At 58.0% G+C, this 19011-nt stretch carries 13 protein-coding genes and 1 other RNA gene; 1 reads left to right on the forward strand and 13 read right to left on the reverse strand.

What is annotated here, in order from left to right:
* Nucleotides 1-152: 152 nt before the first annotated feature.
* The 6 genes from JS530_RS08140 to JS530_RS08165 all read right to left on the reverse strand — a co-directional run bounded on the left by JS530_RS08140 (nucleotide 153) and on the right by JS530_RS08165 (nucleotide 8806).
* Nucleotides 153-1466, reverse strand: coding sequence for an ABC transporter substrate-binding protein (locus tag JS530_RS08140; protein WP_214376684.1), 1314 nt, complete (start codon nucleotides 1464-1466; stop codon nucleotides 153-155).
* Between the two features lie 129 nt (nucleotides 1467-1595).
* The gene (locus JS530_RS08145) at nucleotides 1596-2582 is read right to left on the reverse strand and encodes a carbohydrate ABC transporter permease (RefSeq protein ID WP_240541152.1); all 987 of its coding nucleotides are present in this window, start codon (nucleotides 2580-2582) and stop codon (nucleotides 1596-1598) included.
* Nucleotides 2572-3504, reverse strand: a complete 933-nt coding sequence (locus JS530_RS08150; protein ID WP_214376685.1) for a carbohydrate ABC transporter permease — start codon at nucleotides 3502-3504, stop codon at nucleotides 2572-2574. The genes JS530_RS08145 and JS530_RS08150 overlap by 11 nt, the downstream gene beginning before the upstream one ends.
* 250 nt (nucleotides 3505-3754) lie before the next feature.
* Nucleotides 3755-4804, reverse strand: a complete 1050-nt coding sequence (gene trpD / locus JS530_RS08155) for an anthranilate phosphoribosyltransferase (RefSeq protein WP_214376686.1) — start codon at nucleotides 4802-4804, stop codon at nucleotides 3755-3757.
* 229 nt (nucleotides 4805-5033) lie between these two features.
* On the reverse strand, nucleotides 5034-6599 hold the full coding sequence (locus JS530_RS08160) for an MFS transporter (protein ID WP_214376687.1): 1566 nt from the start codon (nucleotides 6597-6599) through the stop codon (nucleotides 5034-5036).
* A gap of 191 nt (nucleotides 6600-6790) precedes the next feature.
* A complete protein-coding gene (locus JS530_RS08165) occupies nucleotides 6791-8806 on the reverse strand; it encodes a glycosyl hydrolase 115 family protein (protein ID WP_214376688.1) in 2016 nt (671 codons plus the stop codon).
* A 189-nt stretch (nucleotides 8807-8995) separates the two neighbouring features.
* Here JS530_RS08165 and JS530_RS08170 point away from each other — a divergent pair, with 189 nt between their 5' ends.
* Nucleotides 8996-11251: an extracellular solute-binding protein gene (locus tag JS530_RS08170; RefSeq protein WP_214376689.1), complete on the forward strand. Its 2256-nt coding sequence runs from the start codon at nucleotides 8996-8998 to the stop codon at nucleotides 11249-11251.
* 153 nt (nucleotides 11252-11404) lie between these two features.
* Here JS530_RS08170 and secA read toward each other — a convergent pair whose 3' ends face one another.
* From secA to JS530_RS08205, 7 genes are all read right to left on the reverse strand, one after another.
* Nucleotides 11405-14350: a preprotein translocase subunit SecA gene (gene secA / locus JS530_RS08175; protein ID WP_214376690.1), complete on the reverse strand. Its 2946-nt coding sequence runs from the start codon at nucleotides 14348-14350 to the stop codon at nucleotides 11405-11407.
* A 155-nt stretch (nucleotides 14351-14505) separates the two neighbouring features.
* Entirely contained in the window at nucleotides 14506-15168 is a 663-nt protein-coding gene (gene hpf / locus JS530_RS08180) for a ribosome hibernation-promoting factor, HPF/YfiA family (RefSeq protein WP_214376691.1), read from the reverse strand.
* Between the two features lie 202 nt (nucleotides 15169-15370).
* Nucleotides 15371-15744, reverse strand: an RNA gene (gene rnpB / locus JS530_RS08185) — RNase P RNA component class A.
* Nucleotides 15745-15869: 125 nt separating this feature from the next.
* Nucleotides 15870-16550 carry a regulatory protein RecX gene (locus JS530_RS08190; protein ID WP_214376692.1) on the reverse strand — a complete coding sequence of 227 codons (681 nt, stop codon included), beginning with the start codon at nucleotides 16548-16550 and terminating at the stop codon, nucleotides 15870-15872.
* Nucleotides 16551-16552: 2 nt separating this feature from the next.
* Complete coding sequence (gene recA, locus JS530_RS08195; protein WP_214376693.1) at nucleotides 16553-17755, reverse strand: recombinase RecA; 1203 nt, start codon at nucleotides 17753-17755, stop codon at nucleotides 16553-16555.
* A 269-nt stretch (nucleotides 17756-18024) separates the two neighbouring features.
* Nucleotides 18025-18258, reverse strand: a complete 234-nt coding sequence (locus tag JS530_RS08200; protein WP_214376694.1) for a DUF3046 domain-containing protein — start codon at nucleotides 18256-18258, stop codon at nucleotides 18025-18027.
* Nucleotides 18259-18391: 133 nt separating this feature from the next.
* Nucleotides 18392-18901 (reverse strand): helix-turn-helix domain-containing protein, encoded by a 510-nt coding sequence (locus JS530_RS08205; RefSeq protein WP_214376695.1) that lies wholly within the window; start codon nucleotides 18899-18901, stop codon nucleotides 18392-18394.
* Nucleotides 18902-19011: the final 110 nt, after the last annotated feature.

The raw sequence follows: 19011 nt of genomic DNA on the forward strand, positions 1-19011 counted from the left end.
TTTGACTGACGGATTCCTCACACAGACTGACGGATTTCTAACGTTTTTCGTTGGAAATCCGTCAGTCAACGTTGGAAAACCGTCAGTCAATTCATCGGATGGAGGTGACTCTGTGTGTTGGGGGGTCTTTTCTGCGCAACGCCTCATCCGCGTCACGAATTGAAGTCGATGGACTCCTGCAATTCGGCGATCATCGACTTCGCGGCATCTAACGGCTTGCGCTTGCCGAAGACCACATCCTGCTGGTAGCGGACGATGGTCTTATCCAATTCGGATGCGCCATTCGGCACCACTTCCGGAGCCTTACCTACCGTCGGACGAATTGCATCCACAAAGTCCAGCGATAGTTTGTCCGTTCCCGTGGCCGTCTTGGCGAGCGAGGTACGAATATCGTTGTTGGCCGGGATACCACGCTCGGTGCCGAAAATCGTTCCGGCGTCACGATTGTTGATTAGATAGTCAACCAGCATGGCGGCTTCAGCCGGGTGCTGCGAACCAGAGGAAATCGCCCAATACATGCCGTTCTTGAAGTACATGGTCTTCTCCCCCGGATTGACCTGTGGTAGTTGCACCAAGGTCATGTGCGGGTTGCCTGCTGCTTGAGCATACGGAGTGATCTGCGTGGCCTGTGTAAGCATGAACGCCTGCCGCCCTTTGCCGAAATCAGTATCATTCATGGAGGCCGTGGTGTTCTCGCTCCAACGTTCGGCACTGCCTTCGATGCCATTCTTGGCCCAGTCTTCCGGCATCTGGAGGAACGAGGCTAACGTCTCGGGAGAGATGCTCACCTTGTTGCCGTCGAAGGTGCTTTCCCCGTGCTGGCGAGCCCAAAGTTCCAGACCGTAGCTGTTGTTCATGAAGATGGAGCCGATGTATTTGCCATTGGACTTCTCAGTGACCTCTTGGGCGACGTTCTCGAACTCCTTCCACGTCCATGCACTGGTGTCAGGCAATGTGATGCCCAACTCATCCAGAATGTCATTGTTGACGATGACACCGAACTGCGCGATGGTAGCCGGAGCCGCCACCTGAACGCCTTCCACTTTGCCCGTGTCACGCGTGTCCGCGTCCATATGACTCAGATCAAGGTATTGTGAGGCCTTGTCCATGTCCAACAGGGCGTTCATCGAACCGTAGAACGCCAAGTAGAGTTGGTCCATCTGCATCACGTCAGGCGCGTTGCCGCCAGCGGATTGCACGGCGAGCTTATCCCAGTAGCCGGTCCAGTCGGAGTATTCGGTCTCCACATGAATGTTCGGATGCTCTTGCTCGAATCCCTTGACCGCAGCCTCGGTGGCTTTGATGCGGGCATCACCGCCCCACCAGTTGAGACGAATGGTCACATCGCCCTCGGCCGGCACGACCGGCACATCGGATGCGCCGACCGAACTGCCGCAGGCGGCTGTACCGCACAACATCGCCGCAGTCAGAGCCGCAGCCGCAATCTTCTTCCATATACGCTTCATATCAATTCTTCCTCCGTATGGAAGCAGGGAACATGGATGCGTGCGGTATCAAGGCGCGGCGACGAAGACGTACGAAGGTACGTCGAGGAGACAGCAACGCAGATAACGCTCCATTCATGTTTTCTGCCATCACTTGCCTCCGGTTGTGGCGATTCCCTGAACGAGGTACTTCTGTCCGAACGTGAACACCAGGAACAATGGAATCAGCGAGACCACGCTCATCGCGAACATCGGACCGTAGCTGGATTGGGACTGCGCGTCGATGAACGTGCGCAGAGCAATCGGGACGGTGTACATATCCGGCTTGGTCAGGTACAGCAGTTGACTGAAGAAGTCGTTCCATGTCCAGATGAATGTGAACACCGCGCAGGTGCCGATGGCGGGCTTCATGAGCGGCAGCAGGATCTGGAAGAAGATGCGGATGTGTCCGGCACCGTCGATCTTGGCGGCTTCATCCAGGTCGCGCGGCAAACCACGCAGGAACTGGTAGAACAGGAAGGTGAAGAACCCGTCCATCGCAAGGAACTTCGGCAGAATCAGCGGCACGAATGTGTTGATGAGGTGCAGCGAGTTCCACATGATGTACTGCGGGATCACAATCACATGAATCGGCACCATCAACATCAGCAGCATGAAGCCGAACAGCACCCCGCGGAAACGGAAGTGCAGTCGCGCGAATGCGTAGGCCGCCATTGAGCAGGTCAGGATGTTGCCAATGATGGCGAATACCACGATGATCAGCGAGTTCAGAATGTAGCGGCCGAACGGGTAGCTCAGCGCGTTCCACCCGGCTGCATAGTTCTGCCACACCGGATTGGTGACCAGCAAACCCATATTGGTGAAGATTTCATCCTGCGGGCGCAGGGAGCTCGCGACCATCCACAGAATCGGATACAGCATCACAATCGCCAGCAGGAGCACTACAACCTGCTTCACCACAGCGACGACTACGCGCGCGACACTGCGGCCGCGATGAGGATTCATGCCCGCGCCGGATCCCAGTTCCGCATAGGCGTCCTGTTCACGTTGCCGGCTGCGCATCTCACGCATGGTTTTCTCCTTGATGGATTCCGGAGGATTGAATATGGCTTTGTTGGTTACGGCATTAGTCGTCATAATGCACCCAGAACTTTGAAAGAGCGAAATTGATTCCCGTCAGCAAGGCCACGATCACCACCATGATCCAAGCCAGTGCGGAGGCGTATCCCATGCGCAACGAAGCGAAGCCCTGCTGGTACAGGTACAGCGTGTAGAACAGCGTGGAGTCGCTGGGGCCTCCAGTGCCGCCCGAAACCACATAAGCCTGCGTGAACGTCTGGAAGGAATTGATGATGCTCATCACCAGATTGAAGAAGATAATCGGACTGAGCATCGGCAGGGTGATGGACCGGAATTGCCTCCATTTGCCGGCACCATCCACACTGGCCGCCTCATAGAGCTCGCGCGGAATCTGGCGAAGACCGGCCAGGAAGATGACCATCGGAGAGCCGAACTGCCAGACATGCAGCGCGATCAACGTCCAGTTGGCGGTGTCCGGATTGGCGATCCAGCTCATCGAAGTATCAATGCCGAACAGCCCGAGGAACGCATTGAACAGACCATCCGAGCCGAACACCATCTTCCAGAGCACCGCCACAGCCACCGAACCGCCCAGCATGGAGGGCAGGTAGAAGGCGGAACGGTAGAACGAGAGTCCACGCATGCCCCGGTCGAGCAACACTGCCAAGGCGAGGGCCGCCACCAGCTGCAGTGGCACGGAGACGATCACATAGGTGAGCGTGACAGTCAGCGAGTTGATGAATCTGGGGTCGGCAAGCATATGCCGGTAGTTCATGAGCCCCACGAACTGCGGCGGCTTGATCATGTTGTATTTGGTGAAGGAAATCACCAAGGAATACACCATGGGAATCAGACTCAAACATATTGCGCCAATGAGCCATGGCGCCAGAAAGCCCAACGCCACCTTGGTATCGGCTGGCTTATCTTTCGGCTTATGCCGGTTTTTGACCAGAGCTCCGAATTCCGCAAACGAACTCACAATGTTCCTCCCACGATCCCTGACCGCCATCGGTCGGACATGATTAAAGGATATCGGAGTACTTACCACCTCCGCCACTTGTTGCCATTGTTGCCAAATCGTATGACATCATTGTCGAATGATCTACAGCGATACGTAAGCGATAAAAAACTCCCCTCGTGCGAGGGGAGTTTCAGAATCAATGTTGACCGACCCGAATCCGACTGTGCGATTGGTTACATGGTTGATCATGTAATCAACCGCAGTGTAATCAGGCTTCCTTGGACTTGGCGGTTGCGATCCACTGGTTCAGCAGGGCTTCGGCCTTACCGGAGTCAACAGCATCTTCAGCAATCTTGTAGCCTTCAGCAAAACGTTCAGCCAGCGAACCATTGCCCACCAAGTGACCGTCTGCCACGATGGCGGAAGCGGCGTTGAGCAGTGCGGTGGAGCGCGATGGCACATCCTTGCCGGCCAGGAAGTCACGGAATGCAGCGGCGTTGACTTCCGGCTCACCGCCCTTCAGGTCGGCGACATTGATCTTGGCGAGACCAAGATCCACGGTCGGATCGAAGTCGGTTTCGGTGACCTTGCCGTCGCGAATCTCCCAGACGGAGACCGGGCCGGTGGGAGCCAGCTCATCCATGCCCTCATGCGAGGTGTATACCATGCCGGATTGGCCTGCGGCGGCATACGCGCCGGCCATAATCGGGCTCATGGCACGGTTGGCGCAGCCGATGGCCACGTGCGCCGGCTTGGCCGGGTTGGTCAACGGCCCCAGTACGTTGAACACGCAGGGGATGCCGAGAGCCGCACGAACCGGGCCCACGAAACGCATGGCCGGGTGGAAGGTACGTGCGAAGGCGAACGTGATGCCCACTTCGTCGCCGACCTCGCCCACGGCTTCCGGCTTCAAATCGAGCGGCAGGCCCAGAGCTTCCAGCACGTCAGCGGCACCGCACTTCGAGGATGCGGCACGATTGCCATGCTTGACAATCTTCACGCCGGCTGCGGCGGCCACCACGGCGCCCATCGTGGACAGGTTCACGGTGGCGAAACCGTCGCCGCCGGTGCCCACGATATCGGTGGTCTCGCCGGACACGTTCAGCGGGATGGCGTGCGAGACCATGGCCTTGGCCGCGCCGGACACCTCCTCGGCGGTCAGACCCAGCTGCTGCTGCATGGCGAGCGCCGCGCCCACGGCCGCGGGGTTCGCGTTGCCTTTCATCAAATCGTCAACGAACCATTCGGATTCCTCGGCGCTCAGGTGGTCTCCCCCGACCAGCTTGGTGAGAATCGACTTCCATGTGATCTCTGCCATTGTTCCTCCTTGACGCACATTTGCGCCCGATAACTCAGTAACGCGGCTCATTGTAATGGCTGTACGTTTCTCGAGATGCAAACTTCCATATTGCAAAATATGACGACGAAAGGCTCCTCTGATGCACGAGGAGCCTTTCGCGGATGGATCGTTCATGATCACCGTTCGCAATCACGACTGTGATCGCAAACGGGAATCAGCCGGTCATCGATGTCGAATGATTACTGCATCATTCGGTAGTTTGCGGCCAGCACTGTTCGTACTTGATGCCGGTCAGCTGTTCGACGACCTTCTTGGTCTCCGGATCGACGTCAGCCTTCTTGCCGCCGTCCTTGAGACGATCGATTTCCTTGAGCAGCACGGCGTCGGTGGTCTTGTCGAGCTTCATGGTGAAGGAGATGATCCAGGCCACGGCGAGGCCTGCGATAATCCACCAAACCAGCACGGTGCCGATGGCGTTCACAGCCTGCTCAGGCTGCGGCTTGCCGGCCTTGAAGGCTTCCTCCACGAAACCGTTGGCGCCGAGGAACCAGCCCCAAGCCATGGCGGACAGGCCAGCGGTGATCTTGCGGGCGAACTGCTGGAAGCCGATGTACAGGCCACCGCGGTTCTCACCGGCCATGATCATGTCGACGTCCGGGATGAACGGGAACACGTTCCACGGAATGAACCAAGTCATGGCGCGGAAGACCAGCCACCAGATCATGACCACGTACAGCGCAGCGTTCCATGCAGCGGTGTTGTTCTGAGATGCGGTCTGCCACAGACCCCACAGACCCAGCAGGCCCAGGATGGCGCCGGCGAAGTTCAGGGAGAACATCTTGCGCGGACCAAGCTTGGCGAAGATCCAGCCGAACACCGGCTTCAACGGTTCGCCGATCAGAGCCATGCCGAGCAGTGCGGAACCGAAGGCAACAGGCTTGTTGAGGTTGTAGAGCACGAAGAACAGCCACACCTGGCCGAAGATGTCCAGGAAGGACTGGCCGAGCAGGTAGATGAGGATGTGCTTGCGGAAGGTCTTGTTACGCAGGGTGGAGAAGTAACCGACGAAGATGTCGCCCACGCCCTTGAGCCACTTGCCGAAGTTGAATGGTTCCTTCTTCTCGGCCTCAATGGCGGCTTCGTCGAAACCTGCCTCTTCAGGAGTGAGTTCCCAAGTGGACTTGTAGGCGATGAACACGAACACGGCGAACAGCACGATGAAGAAGCCCATCGAAATGGTGTAGGAGGAGCTCTGCTTGTCGCCCAAGGCCTTGAGGAAGGCGGCCATACCCAGCGGAATCACCGCGGTGGAGATGCCGGAGAACAGCATACGCGTAGTGGAGAGCATGGTGCGACCGTTGAAGTCGGTGGTCATCTCGTTGGGGAGCACCGAGTACGGGGTCATGATCAGCTGGTTGGCGATGATCCACAGCGCGTACACCACGAAGTAGGCCCACACCGGCAGTCCCGGCACGAACATCAGGATGGTGACGAGCAGCATCGGCACACCCAGCAGGATCAGGAAACGACGGCGACCGAACTTGCGGCCGATCTTCCACTTGTACAGGTTGTCGGACAACGTGCCGAAGATCAATGCGGAGAATGCAGCCAGCATGGTGGCGATGCCGACGATGGAACCGGCCTGAGCCACCTTCAGACCAGCGAACGTGGTCCAGAAGAGGGTCAGGTAGGTGGCAATCTGGCCGAAGCCGCCACCGTAGAAATCACCGAACGCGTATCCGATAGCGTTGATGAGCTTGATTTTGCGTCCCTGAGGCGCCTTAGCCTCGGGGGCTGCCGTCTGCTGTGACATTGCAGCATTCCTTTCTATTTCCAGACTTGGTGATTCCCAAGTCCGGTTTTTTCTTTTTCTTACTTCTCCGCTTCTGTATGCAAGAAGCTGGAGAGGGAAGTGTGATTAGGGGAAGTCTGACATTGACATTGCTGTATGGGTCGCTTCCCCGGTGCAAGCCCCTCATCAGAGGGAGCCACGATGTGGCACGGTTACTTGCCCCACTTGGCTTTCATGGCGGCGAAAATCTCACGGTCGGTCGGGTGGTTCTCCATGTTCATGATCACGAACACGTCCTTCTCCCAAGCCGGGTAGCAGAAATCACGCAGCCACTGGAAGTAGTGCGGACCGTCGCCCACGCAGCGCAGGTAGCCCATAAGCTGCTCGCACACCCAGGCGGATTGTTTGATGTCGGTCAGGCAGTCGTTGCGCCAGAAGCCTTCCCACTTGCCGTGTTCGCGGTCACGCATCGCATGGTCGCCCGCGGTGAATTCCTCAGCGGCAAGACCAGCGTCATAGAACGCGTGCTGCCAGTCTTCGTCGTAGCCTGCGAGCAATGCGTCGCACACGTGTACGGATGCGGCCACCGAATGCTCGTAGATGCCGACCTCCACGCCGATGGAATCGCGAATGAGCTCGGCTGCGTCCTCCTCGCCGCGCAGTTCGGCGGAGATGGCGGCGAGTTCCACCTTATCGGCCAAGTCGGCGTACCGCTCGACTGCTGGGGCGATCAGACCACGGTAGAAGTCGATCTGCTCTTTCAGGTTCTTGCCGTCGTGCATCCAGCGCAGATCCTGTGCCGGAGCCTGCTTGTCGCGCAGCCACTGGGTGATGAGCATACGCGGCACATGGTTGAAGTACTGCTCGCCGGCGTGATCATCCCAGTTGGGACCGTACTGTACCGCGGACTTCCAGTATTCCTCGTACAGGTCGAAAACGGCGTCCACGTTAGCCTTGCCGTAGTAGTCGGCAATGTATTGCTTGGCGACCTTCTCGAAATCGATCTTGCCTTCGCGCCAGATGGCGGCGATGAAGTTCAGGAAGTAGACGTGCGGCTTGATGTTGGAGGCGTTGACGATCCACACATCGTCGCCGCCGTTGACGATCACGTCCTCCAGTTCCTTAGCCACAAGACGTGGGTCATTGGTGATATCGGTGGTGTGGTTGGCGGCCTGCAGATCGTAGAAGCTGGCGTGATAGTAGATGCCGTTGTCGCCATCGTTGGTGGGCATGGCGGGCACGCGAGGATTGTTGTTTTCCTGGCGGCGGGAGACCATGCGGCCGAAACCGTTATCGGCCCAGATCTTGGCCACCTGCTTCGGGTAGGTCAGGACTCCCGCACGGTAGAGTTCCATGGCTTCACCGTACAGGTAGATGACGCACTGGGCACCCGGATCGGCTTCCTGCACCATGTCGTACTGGCGCTGGATGATTTCGGAGAGCAGCTTGCCGCGCGCCTCATCGGTGGCGTAACGCGGATCGAAGTTCCAGAACGGCTGATCGCCCTGACCGCGGAAGCCGAGGGTCCATACGGTGCGCTTGCCTTTCTGGGCTTCAATGGCTTCGCGCCACAAAGCTTCAAAACGAGGCTCTTCTTCAGGCCACTTGGGCTGCACGCCCGGGTAGGCTGCTGCGAACATGCGGGCGCCGAGCGGGCAGGCGTGATGCTGGTTGATGTAGAAGCCCATGTCTTGCGCGAGCTTCAGATGCGGTTCGCCGCGCTGGCCGGATCCGGGGATGACCATGTTGCCGCCCAGACGGTAGACGGTTTCGAAGGCGAGACGCCAGGTCTTATCCGAATCGTTGTCGTATTTCCAGTCCTCGAGCAGTACTTCATCGTTGATGAAGAAGCCCTTGTACTTGACGGCGGTCGGCTTGCTGGTCACAGCGAAATCATCGGCGACTTCAATGCTCGGCACCGGCTCGAAACGTTGATCATTCCAGAACCAGAAATCCTTGACGCCGAACACTTCACGGCTGACCGCGTACAGACCGTAGATAAAGCCGAAATCATCGCCGGCATGAATCTCGAGATTGCCGTCCGACACGCGCACTTCGTAGGTTTCCGGATTATGCGGGCCTTCGACCAACACGATGTTCGCACCTGGCTGCTCCGATGGCACGGTGACGGCCGCAAGATCACGCTCGATATCCTCGACCGCGAACGCCACGGCTTTTGATGGCGTAGCACCAGTCACTTTCGTGGTGGCTGTGATGGAAATAGACATGGTTCCTCCAAGTGAACTTGTCTGTTGATTGCTTCCCGCGATACTGTTCGCTTCCACGCGGTTCGTATCGCTGACATGTTTTATATTCGTGCATTCCGGCAACCCGTTTGCACTTGTTGCCAAAGGTTGCCATAATATTGCCTGACCTTGTTGTTCACCCCTGTTCCACCCATCCGAGGGGAGCCGATCATGGCGCAGACACACCATAAAGCTACCATTTATGACATCGCCCGCGAAGCCGGAGTCAATCCCTCGACAGTGTCCCGCGCGTTAAGCCAACCCGGCAGGGTGGCGGCCAAAACCGAGTTCCGCATCCGCAGCATCGCCGAGCAGCTCGGCTATCTGACACGAGCCCAGCAGACATCCAGCGAATCACTGCCCTCTACCGGCATGGTTGCGGCCATCGTGCCGACGTTGGCCAATCCGTTGTATGCCGACATGCTCGGTGCTCTGCAACGCAGGCTTGTTACCAAGGGTTATGGTCTGATCACGTTGAACACCGATCAGAAACCCGCCATGGAGCGCAAAGCCATGTCATATGTGATGCGCAATGTGGATGGCGTAGCTTTGATCTCATCAAGGTTGAGCGAACCTGATATTCGCCGTATCATGCTGGTTCGTCCGATTATTCTGCTCAATCGTACGGCACCCGGCTTGAGCAGCGTCACAGTGGATATGGCTCGAGCCATCGATGATGCGGTGCATACGCTCAAAGAGACCGGGCACTCGTCCATTACCTATCTAGCCGGCCCCGCCAGCTCATGGTCGAATGAATACCGACGCCGGTATATTCGATCCGCCGCATTCCGCTACGACATGACATATCGCGTGGTACGAGAATGTGAGCCGAGCGTCGCCGGAGGCAAGGCGGCCGTCGAACAGTACCTTATACGCCCCACGGATGCCGTGATCGCGTTCAACGATGAGCTTGCGGCCGGATTCATCGCCGCTGCTCGCCGCAATGGACTGCGCATTCCTGAAGATGTTTCCGTGATTGGTTTCGACAATACGCGCATGTCTTCGCTGCTGACGCCTACGCTCAGCACCATCGACATGAAAGCGGCACAGTTGGCCGAACATGCTGCGGATGCTCTGGTGAGCGCCATTCGCAACCCCGAGGGCATGCGCCCTGAGCCGATCATCTTAACAGCCGATTTCGTAAAACGTGATTCGTTGAACGCGCATAAGCGTTCCACAATGAAGCTGGGTCCGTATGCGGAGATTCGACGTTCGAGCGACACCATCGTGCTCACCATGCTGTCGAATGCGTTCAACGAGACCATGCCGCGCATTAACGAGTTCATGCGCACGCATCCGCATATCGTGATCGATCCGATTGAAGGCCGTACGCAGGAGAACACGCTGTCGCTGTACTGGGAGCGTGTGATTAATCATCGTTCGGTGCCGGACATCATCAACGTGGAGCGCACTGCACTCCCCCAGCTGGCGGCTTCCGGCGCACTGCAGGACCTGTCCAGCGAGGCGATCGAACAGGAGCTCGGCCCCAAAGTGGATCGCGCGGCATGGCAGTCCGCTCATTATGCCGGCAAACTCTATGGCATTCCGGGAGATCAGTCGCAGACCGCCATGTTCTACAGGGCTGATTTATTCGATCATTACCAACTTGCCGTGCCCAATACTTGGGATGCGTTCTATGAGACCGGCGTAGCCTTGCATGCCCGCAATCCCGGCCGGTACATGGGTGTGCTTGACACCATCGATGTGCAGCATTATCTCTCGTTCTTCCGTTCGGCACGGGTGAGGCCATGGACCGTGGAGAATGACTCGACCATCATGTTCCATATGCGCAGCGACCTGGTGCGCAATGTCGCCACGTTCATTCAGCAATGCATCGACGACGGTGTGTTGAAAGCTGAACCGCTGTGGGATAACCGTTATATGCGCGCCAAATCCGGTACGTATCTCACGGTGACGTATGCGAATTGGCTGGGGAAGATTCTTTCCATGTCGTATCCCGCCGATCAGGGATTATGGAAAGTCACGCTGCCACCGGCGTTCGCCGACCCCAGTCAGGTGGCTACAGCGGAAATCGGCGGCTCAACGTTGGCGATCAGCGCCGGATTGCCACCCAAGCGGTTGACTGCGGCGATGACGTTCCTCACATGGTTCCAGCTTGATCCGGTTTCGGTGGAATTGCGCGCGCCTGGTGGCGTGTCCGCTGCGGCCGGCTATGTGGAGGATCTGACTCGTCGCGGCACCATCGACCCGTATTTCGATCAGCCGATTTACGACGTCTACGCCAAGTCGGCGGAACGAGTCAATAGGGATTGGGATAATCTGCCGTTTTATAGTCAACTTGATGCTGAATTTGCGCGTCTGATTGTTCCGGCGCTGAGACCGGGCGGCCGCAGCCAAGATCTCTTCGACGAGTGGGAGCGACGCTTGAAGATCTATGCGGTCTCCCAAGGCTTCGCGGTGAAATAGCCTCTTCTTTTTGATGTCCTCTCCAAGGGGAGCCACTAGTAAAACCGACTGAGGGGAGCCACCCGCATTGCGAGGACTCCCCTCAGTCGACTGTGCTATCTGACTGTGCTCTGCCTTACTGCTCTGCCTTACTGTGCCGCAGAGCTCAGCAGATCACTTTTCGTTCTGACCGTGGCACATCTTGTACTTACGACCAGAACCGCACGGGCACGGAGCGTTCTTGCCAGTGCCCGGGAACGTACGACCATCGGCCCACGGGGTCTTCAGTTCGTCGCTCTTCGGACGCTTGGCAGCCGGAACCTTACCTTCGGCGTGGCTGATCGGAGCCGGACCGGACACCGGCAGCGTGGCGTCGCCGGCAGCGGAAGCGGCGGCGGAATCAGCGATGGCCTGCTTTTCCTCGGCGTCTTCCTCGGATTCCTCCTCGGTTTCGCCTTCGGCGGCTTCCTCTTCGCTCTCACCGTCTTCATCCGGACCAGCGGCCACGGTTGCGGCGGAATCAGCACCATCGGAAGACTCGGAAACACCGGTTGCGCCTTCGGCGGCGGCCACGGCGGCGTCTTCATCATCGGTGGAGTTCGCATCCTGAGTGGCGGCGACCTGCTTGACGTCGATGTGGAACAGCAGCTGGACGGACTCCTCCTTGATGGCTTCGATCATGGAGTTGTACATCTGGTAGCCTTCGCGCTGGTATTCGACCAGCGGGTCGCGCTGACCCATGCCGCGCAGACCGATGCCGTCCTTCAGGTAATCCATCTCGTAGAGGTGTTCACGCCACTTGCGGTCGAGCACGGCGAGCACCACGCGGCGTTCGAGGTCACGCAGACCGCTTTCGCCGATGGTCTTCTCGAGCTCGTCGTACTTCTCCTTGGCGTCCTTGACGATGAGGTCGCGCACGGCTTCAACGGCCTTTTCGCCCTTAAGCTTGCCGGCGGCTTCCTTGGCCTCGTCAACGGTCACCTTGGTGGGCACTACGGTGTTGAGCGCCTTGAACAGGCCGTCCCAATCCCAATCCTTGGGCTTGTCGGAACCCTTTTCGGCACCCTTGACGTAGGACTCGACGGTGTCGGCGATGAAACGCTCGATATCCTCGTGAATGTCCTCGCCCTTCAACACGGCCTGACGTTCGGAGTAGATGACGGTACGCTGCTTGTTCATCACGTCGTCGTACTTCAGCACGTTCTTACGAATCTCGTAGTTACGGGATTCCACGGCCTTCTGTGCGGTGCGCACGCCCTTGGTCACGGACTTGGATTCGATCGGCTGGCCTTCCTCCATGCCCTTGGCCATGACCTGAGCCACGAGCTGGGTGTTGAACAGGCGCATCAGATCGTCTTCGAGGGACAGGTAGAAGCGGGATTCGCCCGGATCGCCCTGACGGCCGGAACGACCACGCAGCTGGTTGTCGATACGGCGGGATTCGTGGCGTTCGGTGCCGAGCACGTACAGGCCGCCAAGCTTCTTGACTTCCTCGTGCTCATCCTTGACCTGGGCCTTAATCTCGTTCAAAGTGCCCGGCCAACGCTTCTCATACTCTTCCGGGGTATCTTCCGGCGAGTAGCCCTCGGCCTTGAGCTTGGCATCGGCGAGGAATTCAACGTTGCCGCCGAGCATGATATCGGTACCACGACCGGCCATGTTGGTGGCCACGGTCACGGAGCCCTTACGACCGGCCACTGCCACGACTGCGGCTTCCTTCTCATGCTGCTTGGCGTTCAGCACCTGGTGAGGGATCTTAGCCACATCGAGCAGGGTGGAGACCACTTCGGAGCTTTCCACGGAAGCGGTACCGAGCAGCACCGGCTGGCCCTTGGCATGCCTCTTGGCCACGTCCTTGACGATGGCGGCGAGCTTCTCCTTCTTGGTACGGAAGATGAGATCGTCCTGATCCTTACGGATCATCGGCTTGTTGGTCGGAATCGGCAGCACGCCCAGCTTGTAGGTGTTCATGAACTCGGCGGCTTCAGTTTCTGCGGTACCGGTCATGCCTGCGAGCTTGTCGTACATACGGAAGTAGTTCTGCAGGGTGATGGTGGCGAAGGTCTGGTTCTCGGCCTTGACTTCCACGCCTTCCTTAGCTTCGATGGCCTGATGCAGGCCCTCGTTGTAGCGGCGGCCCGGCAGGATACGGCCGGTGTGCTCGTCGACGATGAGCACTTCGCCCTGGGTGACGACGTAGTCCTTATCCTTGATGAACAGTTCCTTGGCCTTGATGGCGTTGTTCAGGTAACCGATTAGAGCGGTGTTTGCCGGCTCATACAGGTTGTCGATGCCGAGGAAGTCCTCGACCTTGGTGATGCCCGGATCAAGAATGCCGACGACCTTCTTCTTTTCGTCGACTTCATAGTCCTCGTCGCGGGTGAGCTTCAGCACCAGCTTGGCGAACTGGCGGTACCAACGGGTCACGTCGCCTTCGGCCGGGCCGGAGATGATCAACGGGGTACGGGCCTCATCGATGAGGATGGAGTCGACCTCATCGACGATGGCGTAGTGATGGCCACGCTGCACAAGATCGGCCTTCTCCCACGCCATGTTGTCACGCAGGTAATCGAAGCCGAACTCGTTGTTGGTGCCGTAGGTGATGTCCGCGTTGTACTGCTTGCGACGCTCCGGCGGCTTCTGCTCGGTGATGATGCAGCCTACGGACATGCCGAGGAAGCGGTAGATGCGGCCCATCAGCTCGCTCTGGTAGCTGGCCAAGTAGTCGTTCACGGTGACCACATGCACGCCCTTGCCTTCCAGGGCGTTGAGGTAACTCGGCAGGGTGGCCACAAGGGTCTTGCCTTCACCGGTCTTCATTTCGGCGATGTTGCCCCAGTGCAGGGCGGCACCACCCATTAGCTGCACGTCGAAGTGGCGCTGGCCGAGCGTACGCTTGGAAACCTCGCGCACGGTGGCGAATGCTTCCGGCATGATCTCGTCCAGGCTCTTGCCGTTTTCGATCTGCTGCTTGAACTTCGGGGTTTGGGCCTTCAGGTCCTCATCCGAAAGGGCGGAGATTTCATCTTCCAAGGCGTTCACGGCCTTGGCCACGCCTTCAAGTTTCTTAATCTGGCGACCTTCACCCATGCGTAGGGCTTTGTCAACAATATCGACCACTGGGTTCTCCCTTGATTGATTTCGGTGGTTCCGCGTATCAGAATACCGCTTGTCACCCAGCTTCTCCGATTTTTTCGGCCAAATTACGAAAAAAGGCCGCTCCCCTAATCGGGAAGCGGCCTATGAACTACTCAGTTGTTACTGTATTGCGGTAATCAGTCCTTCTTGACATTCTCCGGAGTGTCGATCTCAAAGACGCCGTAGCTCCAGCCGTGACGGTGGTAGACGACGGACGGACGACCGGTTTCCTTGTTGACGAACAGGAAGAAGTCATGTCCGATAAGCTCCATCTCGTACAGAGCCTCGTCAATGCTCATCGGCTCTGCAATGTGCAGCTTACGGCGGATGACAATCGGCGTATCGCCAACCTGGACTTCCACGGATTCGCCTGGGCCAAGGTCGGAAGCGACTGCGGCTGCCGGGCTGTTGTTCGGCTCCTCCTCGGGCTCTTCGACCTCGGGTTCCGGAGCGGCAACGCCCAAATCGACCGGCACCGGGTTGGTGTAGCCACGACGATGGTCCTTGCGGCGATCGCGGGTGCGGCGCAGACGAAGCGTCAGCTTGTCGAGCGCCATATCCAGTGCACTGAACTCGTCCGTGCTGGAAGCCTCGGCGCGAACCACTGTGCGACCGGCGATAACGGTGATTTCCACGCGCTTGGCGGTATCGGCCTGACGCGGGTTGCCCTCATGGGTCAGCACAATCTGTGCACGCTGAGCATCCGGGGCGATAGCGGTCACACGATTCATCTTGGACTCAACAACATCACGGAACCTTTGCTTGATCTGTGTGTGACGTCCGGTAACGACGATTTCCATGTTGACCTCCTAATAACTCAAGCGGTGTTACCCGCTATATGTGGTCCAAACGGCATCATCACCGCTTGGGTAAGTTTCATTGTAGACGAACATTGCGCGAATCCTTGGCAACTCGCCCAGCGACTCGCTCAAAGCAATATGTTTCTTCGCTGACTCGATTATGAAACAACCCAACACATACACTGAGTATTTGGAAAGAAGTTGATTGAGACCTCTTATACCCCGGGTTCTGTCGTCTGTGGCGCGGACGCCGCAGACGGATGGCCATCCATCTCGACCTGACGTTGCCGCCAAGCTCTAGCAGCCTACCCGATGGCACGGGCGAGCAGCCCTTACCGCCATCTGCTTGGCCTTGCTCCCGATGAGGCTTGCCATGCGGCCTACTGTTACCAGAGGCCCGGTGGTCTCTTACACCGCCGTTTCACCCTTACCCGCTTACGCAGGCGGTCTGTTCTCTGCTGCGCTATCTCTCAGGTCACCCTGGGCGGACGTTATCCGCCATCGTGCTCTATGGAGCCCGGAAGTTCCTCAGCCGTTCCCAATGAAGTTCACGGCCGCGGCCATCAAGAGGTCTCAAGCGTGCAATTATACATATGGTGTGGAGAAGAGTGGAAAACCCGAACACATGCATGTGCCGCCCTCGTTCCGAACTAGAGTGCAGCAGCATCCCACGGGAAAACCGGGGAGCAAGTATCAGTTGATTAATTCAGCAGCTCAGCAGCAACCTCCCGCAGAATCGCCGGATTGTGACCTTTGCGTCCTCCAGCCGACCAAAAGCGGCGTTGACGCACTTGGCGCTCCAAGCCCTCGGTCTTCCGTGCCACCCGTCGCCCCAGCTCCCATGCCGCTTCCTCAAACACACCGTTCTGCTCAGCTTCATCGGTGACTTCGGTTGCCAGCGCACGATCAACACCTTTACGGGCAAGCTCCATCATGGCACCGCGACGGCCCATCATGCGATTCGCACATATGCGCACTACCGATTCCGCATAGTCATGGTCGTTAATGAGATGCACTGCAATCAGACGCTGAATAACACCGTCGACTACGTCTTCGGCATAGCCTTTGCCGAGCAGACGGTCATGCAGAGCCCCCGATGAACGTGGTGCAGCATCCAGCAATCGCAATGCGGCTTCACGACAGGCATCGACATCACCAGAATCTTCGGCAACCGCATTCCCAGCAGACCGTGAGTTCCACGTAGGCGTACCGCGCCTACGTGGAACAGCAATAACCGCCTCGCCTTCATGCGCGGAATCATTGGACAAGCTACGAGCAGAGTCCTCAACAACGCCAAAAGACGAGTCACCTTCCGCTTCTGGCTCACCAGCAGTCTGCAGCACAACCGGGTTGTGCCGCAGAAACGCTTCGGCACTAATCACGTTCAGGCCTTCGCCGGAGTTTCCTTAGCCGGCGCTGCCTTAGCGGCGCGGGCGGACTTGGCTGCCGCAGCCTTACTATCCTTGGCTGCATCCGCTGCTGCGGCCTCGCTAGCTGCCGCCGCGGCTGCAGCCTCCTCATCTTCCGCAAACTGGTCGGATGGTGCAATCAGACCGAACTGCGCCTTGACCTTGTTCTCGATTTCCTCGGTGATGGCCGGATTGTCCTTGAGGAACTGGCGAACCTTCTCACGGCCTTGGCCGAGCTGATCACCCTCATAGGTGAACCAGGAACCGGACTTCTTGACCACACCGACCTGCTGAGCCATGTCGATCACCGAACCCTCGCGGGAGATGCCTTCACCGTAGAGCATGTCGAATTCGGCTGACTTGAACGGCGGTGCCATCTTGTTCTTCACCACCTTGACACGGGTGCGATTGCCCACAGCCTCGTCACCGTTCTTGATGGTCTGGATACGGCGAATATCCATACGAACCGAAGCATAGAATTTCAGCGCCTTACCACCCGTGGTGGTTTCCGGGTTACCGAAGAACACGCCGATCTTTTCACGCAGCTGGTTAATGAAAATCGCAGTGGTGCCTGCTTGGGCGAGCGCGCCGGTCATCTTGCGCAGCGCCTGGCTCATGAGTCGCGCCTGCAAGCCCACATGACTGTCTCCCATATCGCCGTCGATTTCAGCCTTGGGCACCAAAGCCGCCACCGAATCGATGACGATTACGTCCAAGGCACCGGAGCGAATCAGCATATCCGCGATTTCCAACGCCTGTTCGCCGTTATCCGGCTGGGAAACGATCAGCGAATCGGTATCCACGCCGAGCTTGCGCGCATATGCCGGGTCGAGCGCGTGTTCGGCGTCGATGTAGGCCGCCACACCGCCTTTCTTTTGGGCGTTGGCCACCACATGCAAGGCGAGCGTGGTCTTACCCGAGGATTCAGGACCGTAGATCTCCACGATGCGGCCCTTAGGCAGACCGCCGATGCCCAACGCCATGTCGAGAGCAAGGGAGCCGGTGGGAATCACCTCAACATTCTGTTCCGGCCTGTCCCCCAGCCTCATAGCCGAGCCTTTGCCGAAGCTTTTCTCGACTTGAGCCAGCGCGGCATCCAGCGCAGCCTTGCGCTTCGGATCAATCTCGTGTTCGGCCGCACCTGCCGGTTTCTGCGCCGACTTGGTCTCCTGTGCCATGATCTTCTCCTTATCGAAGTCGTGTGCGGTTGGTTACCATCCACCGTATGCAATGGCGACCCAATGCAGCAAGCGCAACCGGCCTTTGTGGTTCCAGCTTGCCGCACACGTCACGCGAAAGCCCGAAAACCTTACTGCCGTATGGCTTCACCAGGTGTTTTCGCGCACCGCACACATGTATGTGGCTTCATTCACTGTGGATAACTATAACCCACTACACGAACATTTGTTCGAAATTCGCGCGCGACACGCCCATACCGTCTCAACAGCTAAGCGGCAGGCAGCGGCGGCGCGTTATGGTCATGCCCCCAACGCTTGGAATCCGGCACTTCCATGTGATCGCACAGCACATTCCACACCACACGCGGCTCTTCGCCGGCATCCAATGCTTCAAGAACCGTCATGTTCGCCAATTTTGGCATACGCTGATCGAGGGCAAGCGAACGCCCGTAGCTGCGGCCGAACACTTCCTCCAGCAATTCCCAAAACTCACGTTCACGCATACCCGATAGTGTGCCACATCCGGCGAACAGGTATCCGCATTCAGCTGCGAACGCATAACAAAGGCGGGCCACGACTTGAAAGTCATATGCCCGCCAAACGTACTGCTCTATCAGCAATGAGCGCTGGATGCAATTACTTGTTTACGGAATCCAAATAATCAGCCACCATGCGCAGCATCTGCGCGGTGCTCACGCCCAGAGAATCCGCAATCGAACTGAGCAATTCGGAGCTCGCTTCCTTCTGGCCACGCTCAACCTCGGAAAGATATCCCAAAGACACGCCGGCCTTCTCGGACACCTCGCGCAGCGTGCGACGATCGCGCGTACGCAGGTCGCGCAGCACATGGCCGATTGCCTCACGCAGAGTCACATCATGCTCATCGGATTCGGCAGCCACGCTCTGCACCGTAGTGCGAGGCTTCACACCGCCCTCTTCTTCCTGCCACATACGCATACGAGCGGCTTCGCGCTCATCCTTGGCTTTCTTTGCAGCCTGAGCCTTAATCACCTGCTGCTGGGCAAACATTACCGCACGGCGCTGGGCCGGCGTCAGTTCGCGCATGCGCGCCACACCCGGCTGCACGCTCATCGGATTCTTGACGGCAACATCCATCTGCTCATTCGCTCGTGTCATCGTTTCCATCGCCGTAGCCCCCTTCCAGGCCTATTCAGTGTTTCCATAAGGTTCAACACCACATGCCCCCGGTTTTATTCCTGAAAAGTTGCTGTAAATAGACTCAAGTTTTACTGATG

Source organism: Bifidobacterium colobi (genome assembly GCF_018555455.1).
GTDB lineage: Bacteria > Actinomycetota > Actinomycetes > Actinomycetales > Bifidobacteriaceae > Bifidobacterium > Bifidobacterium colobi.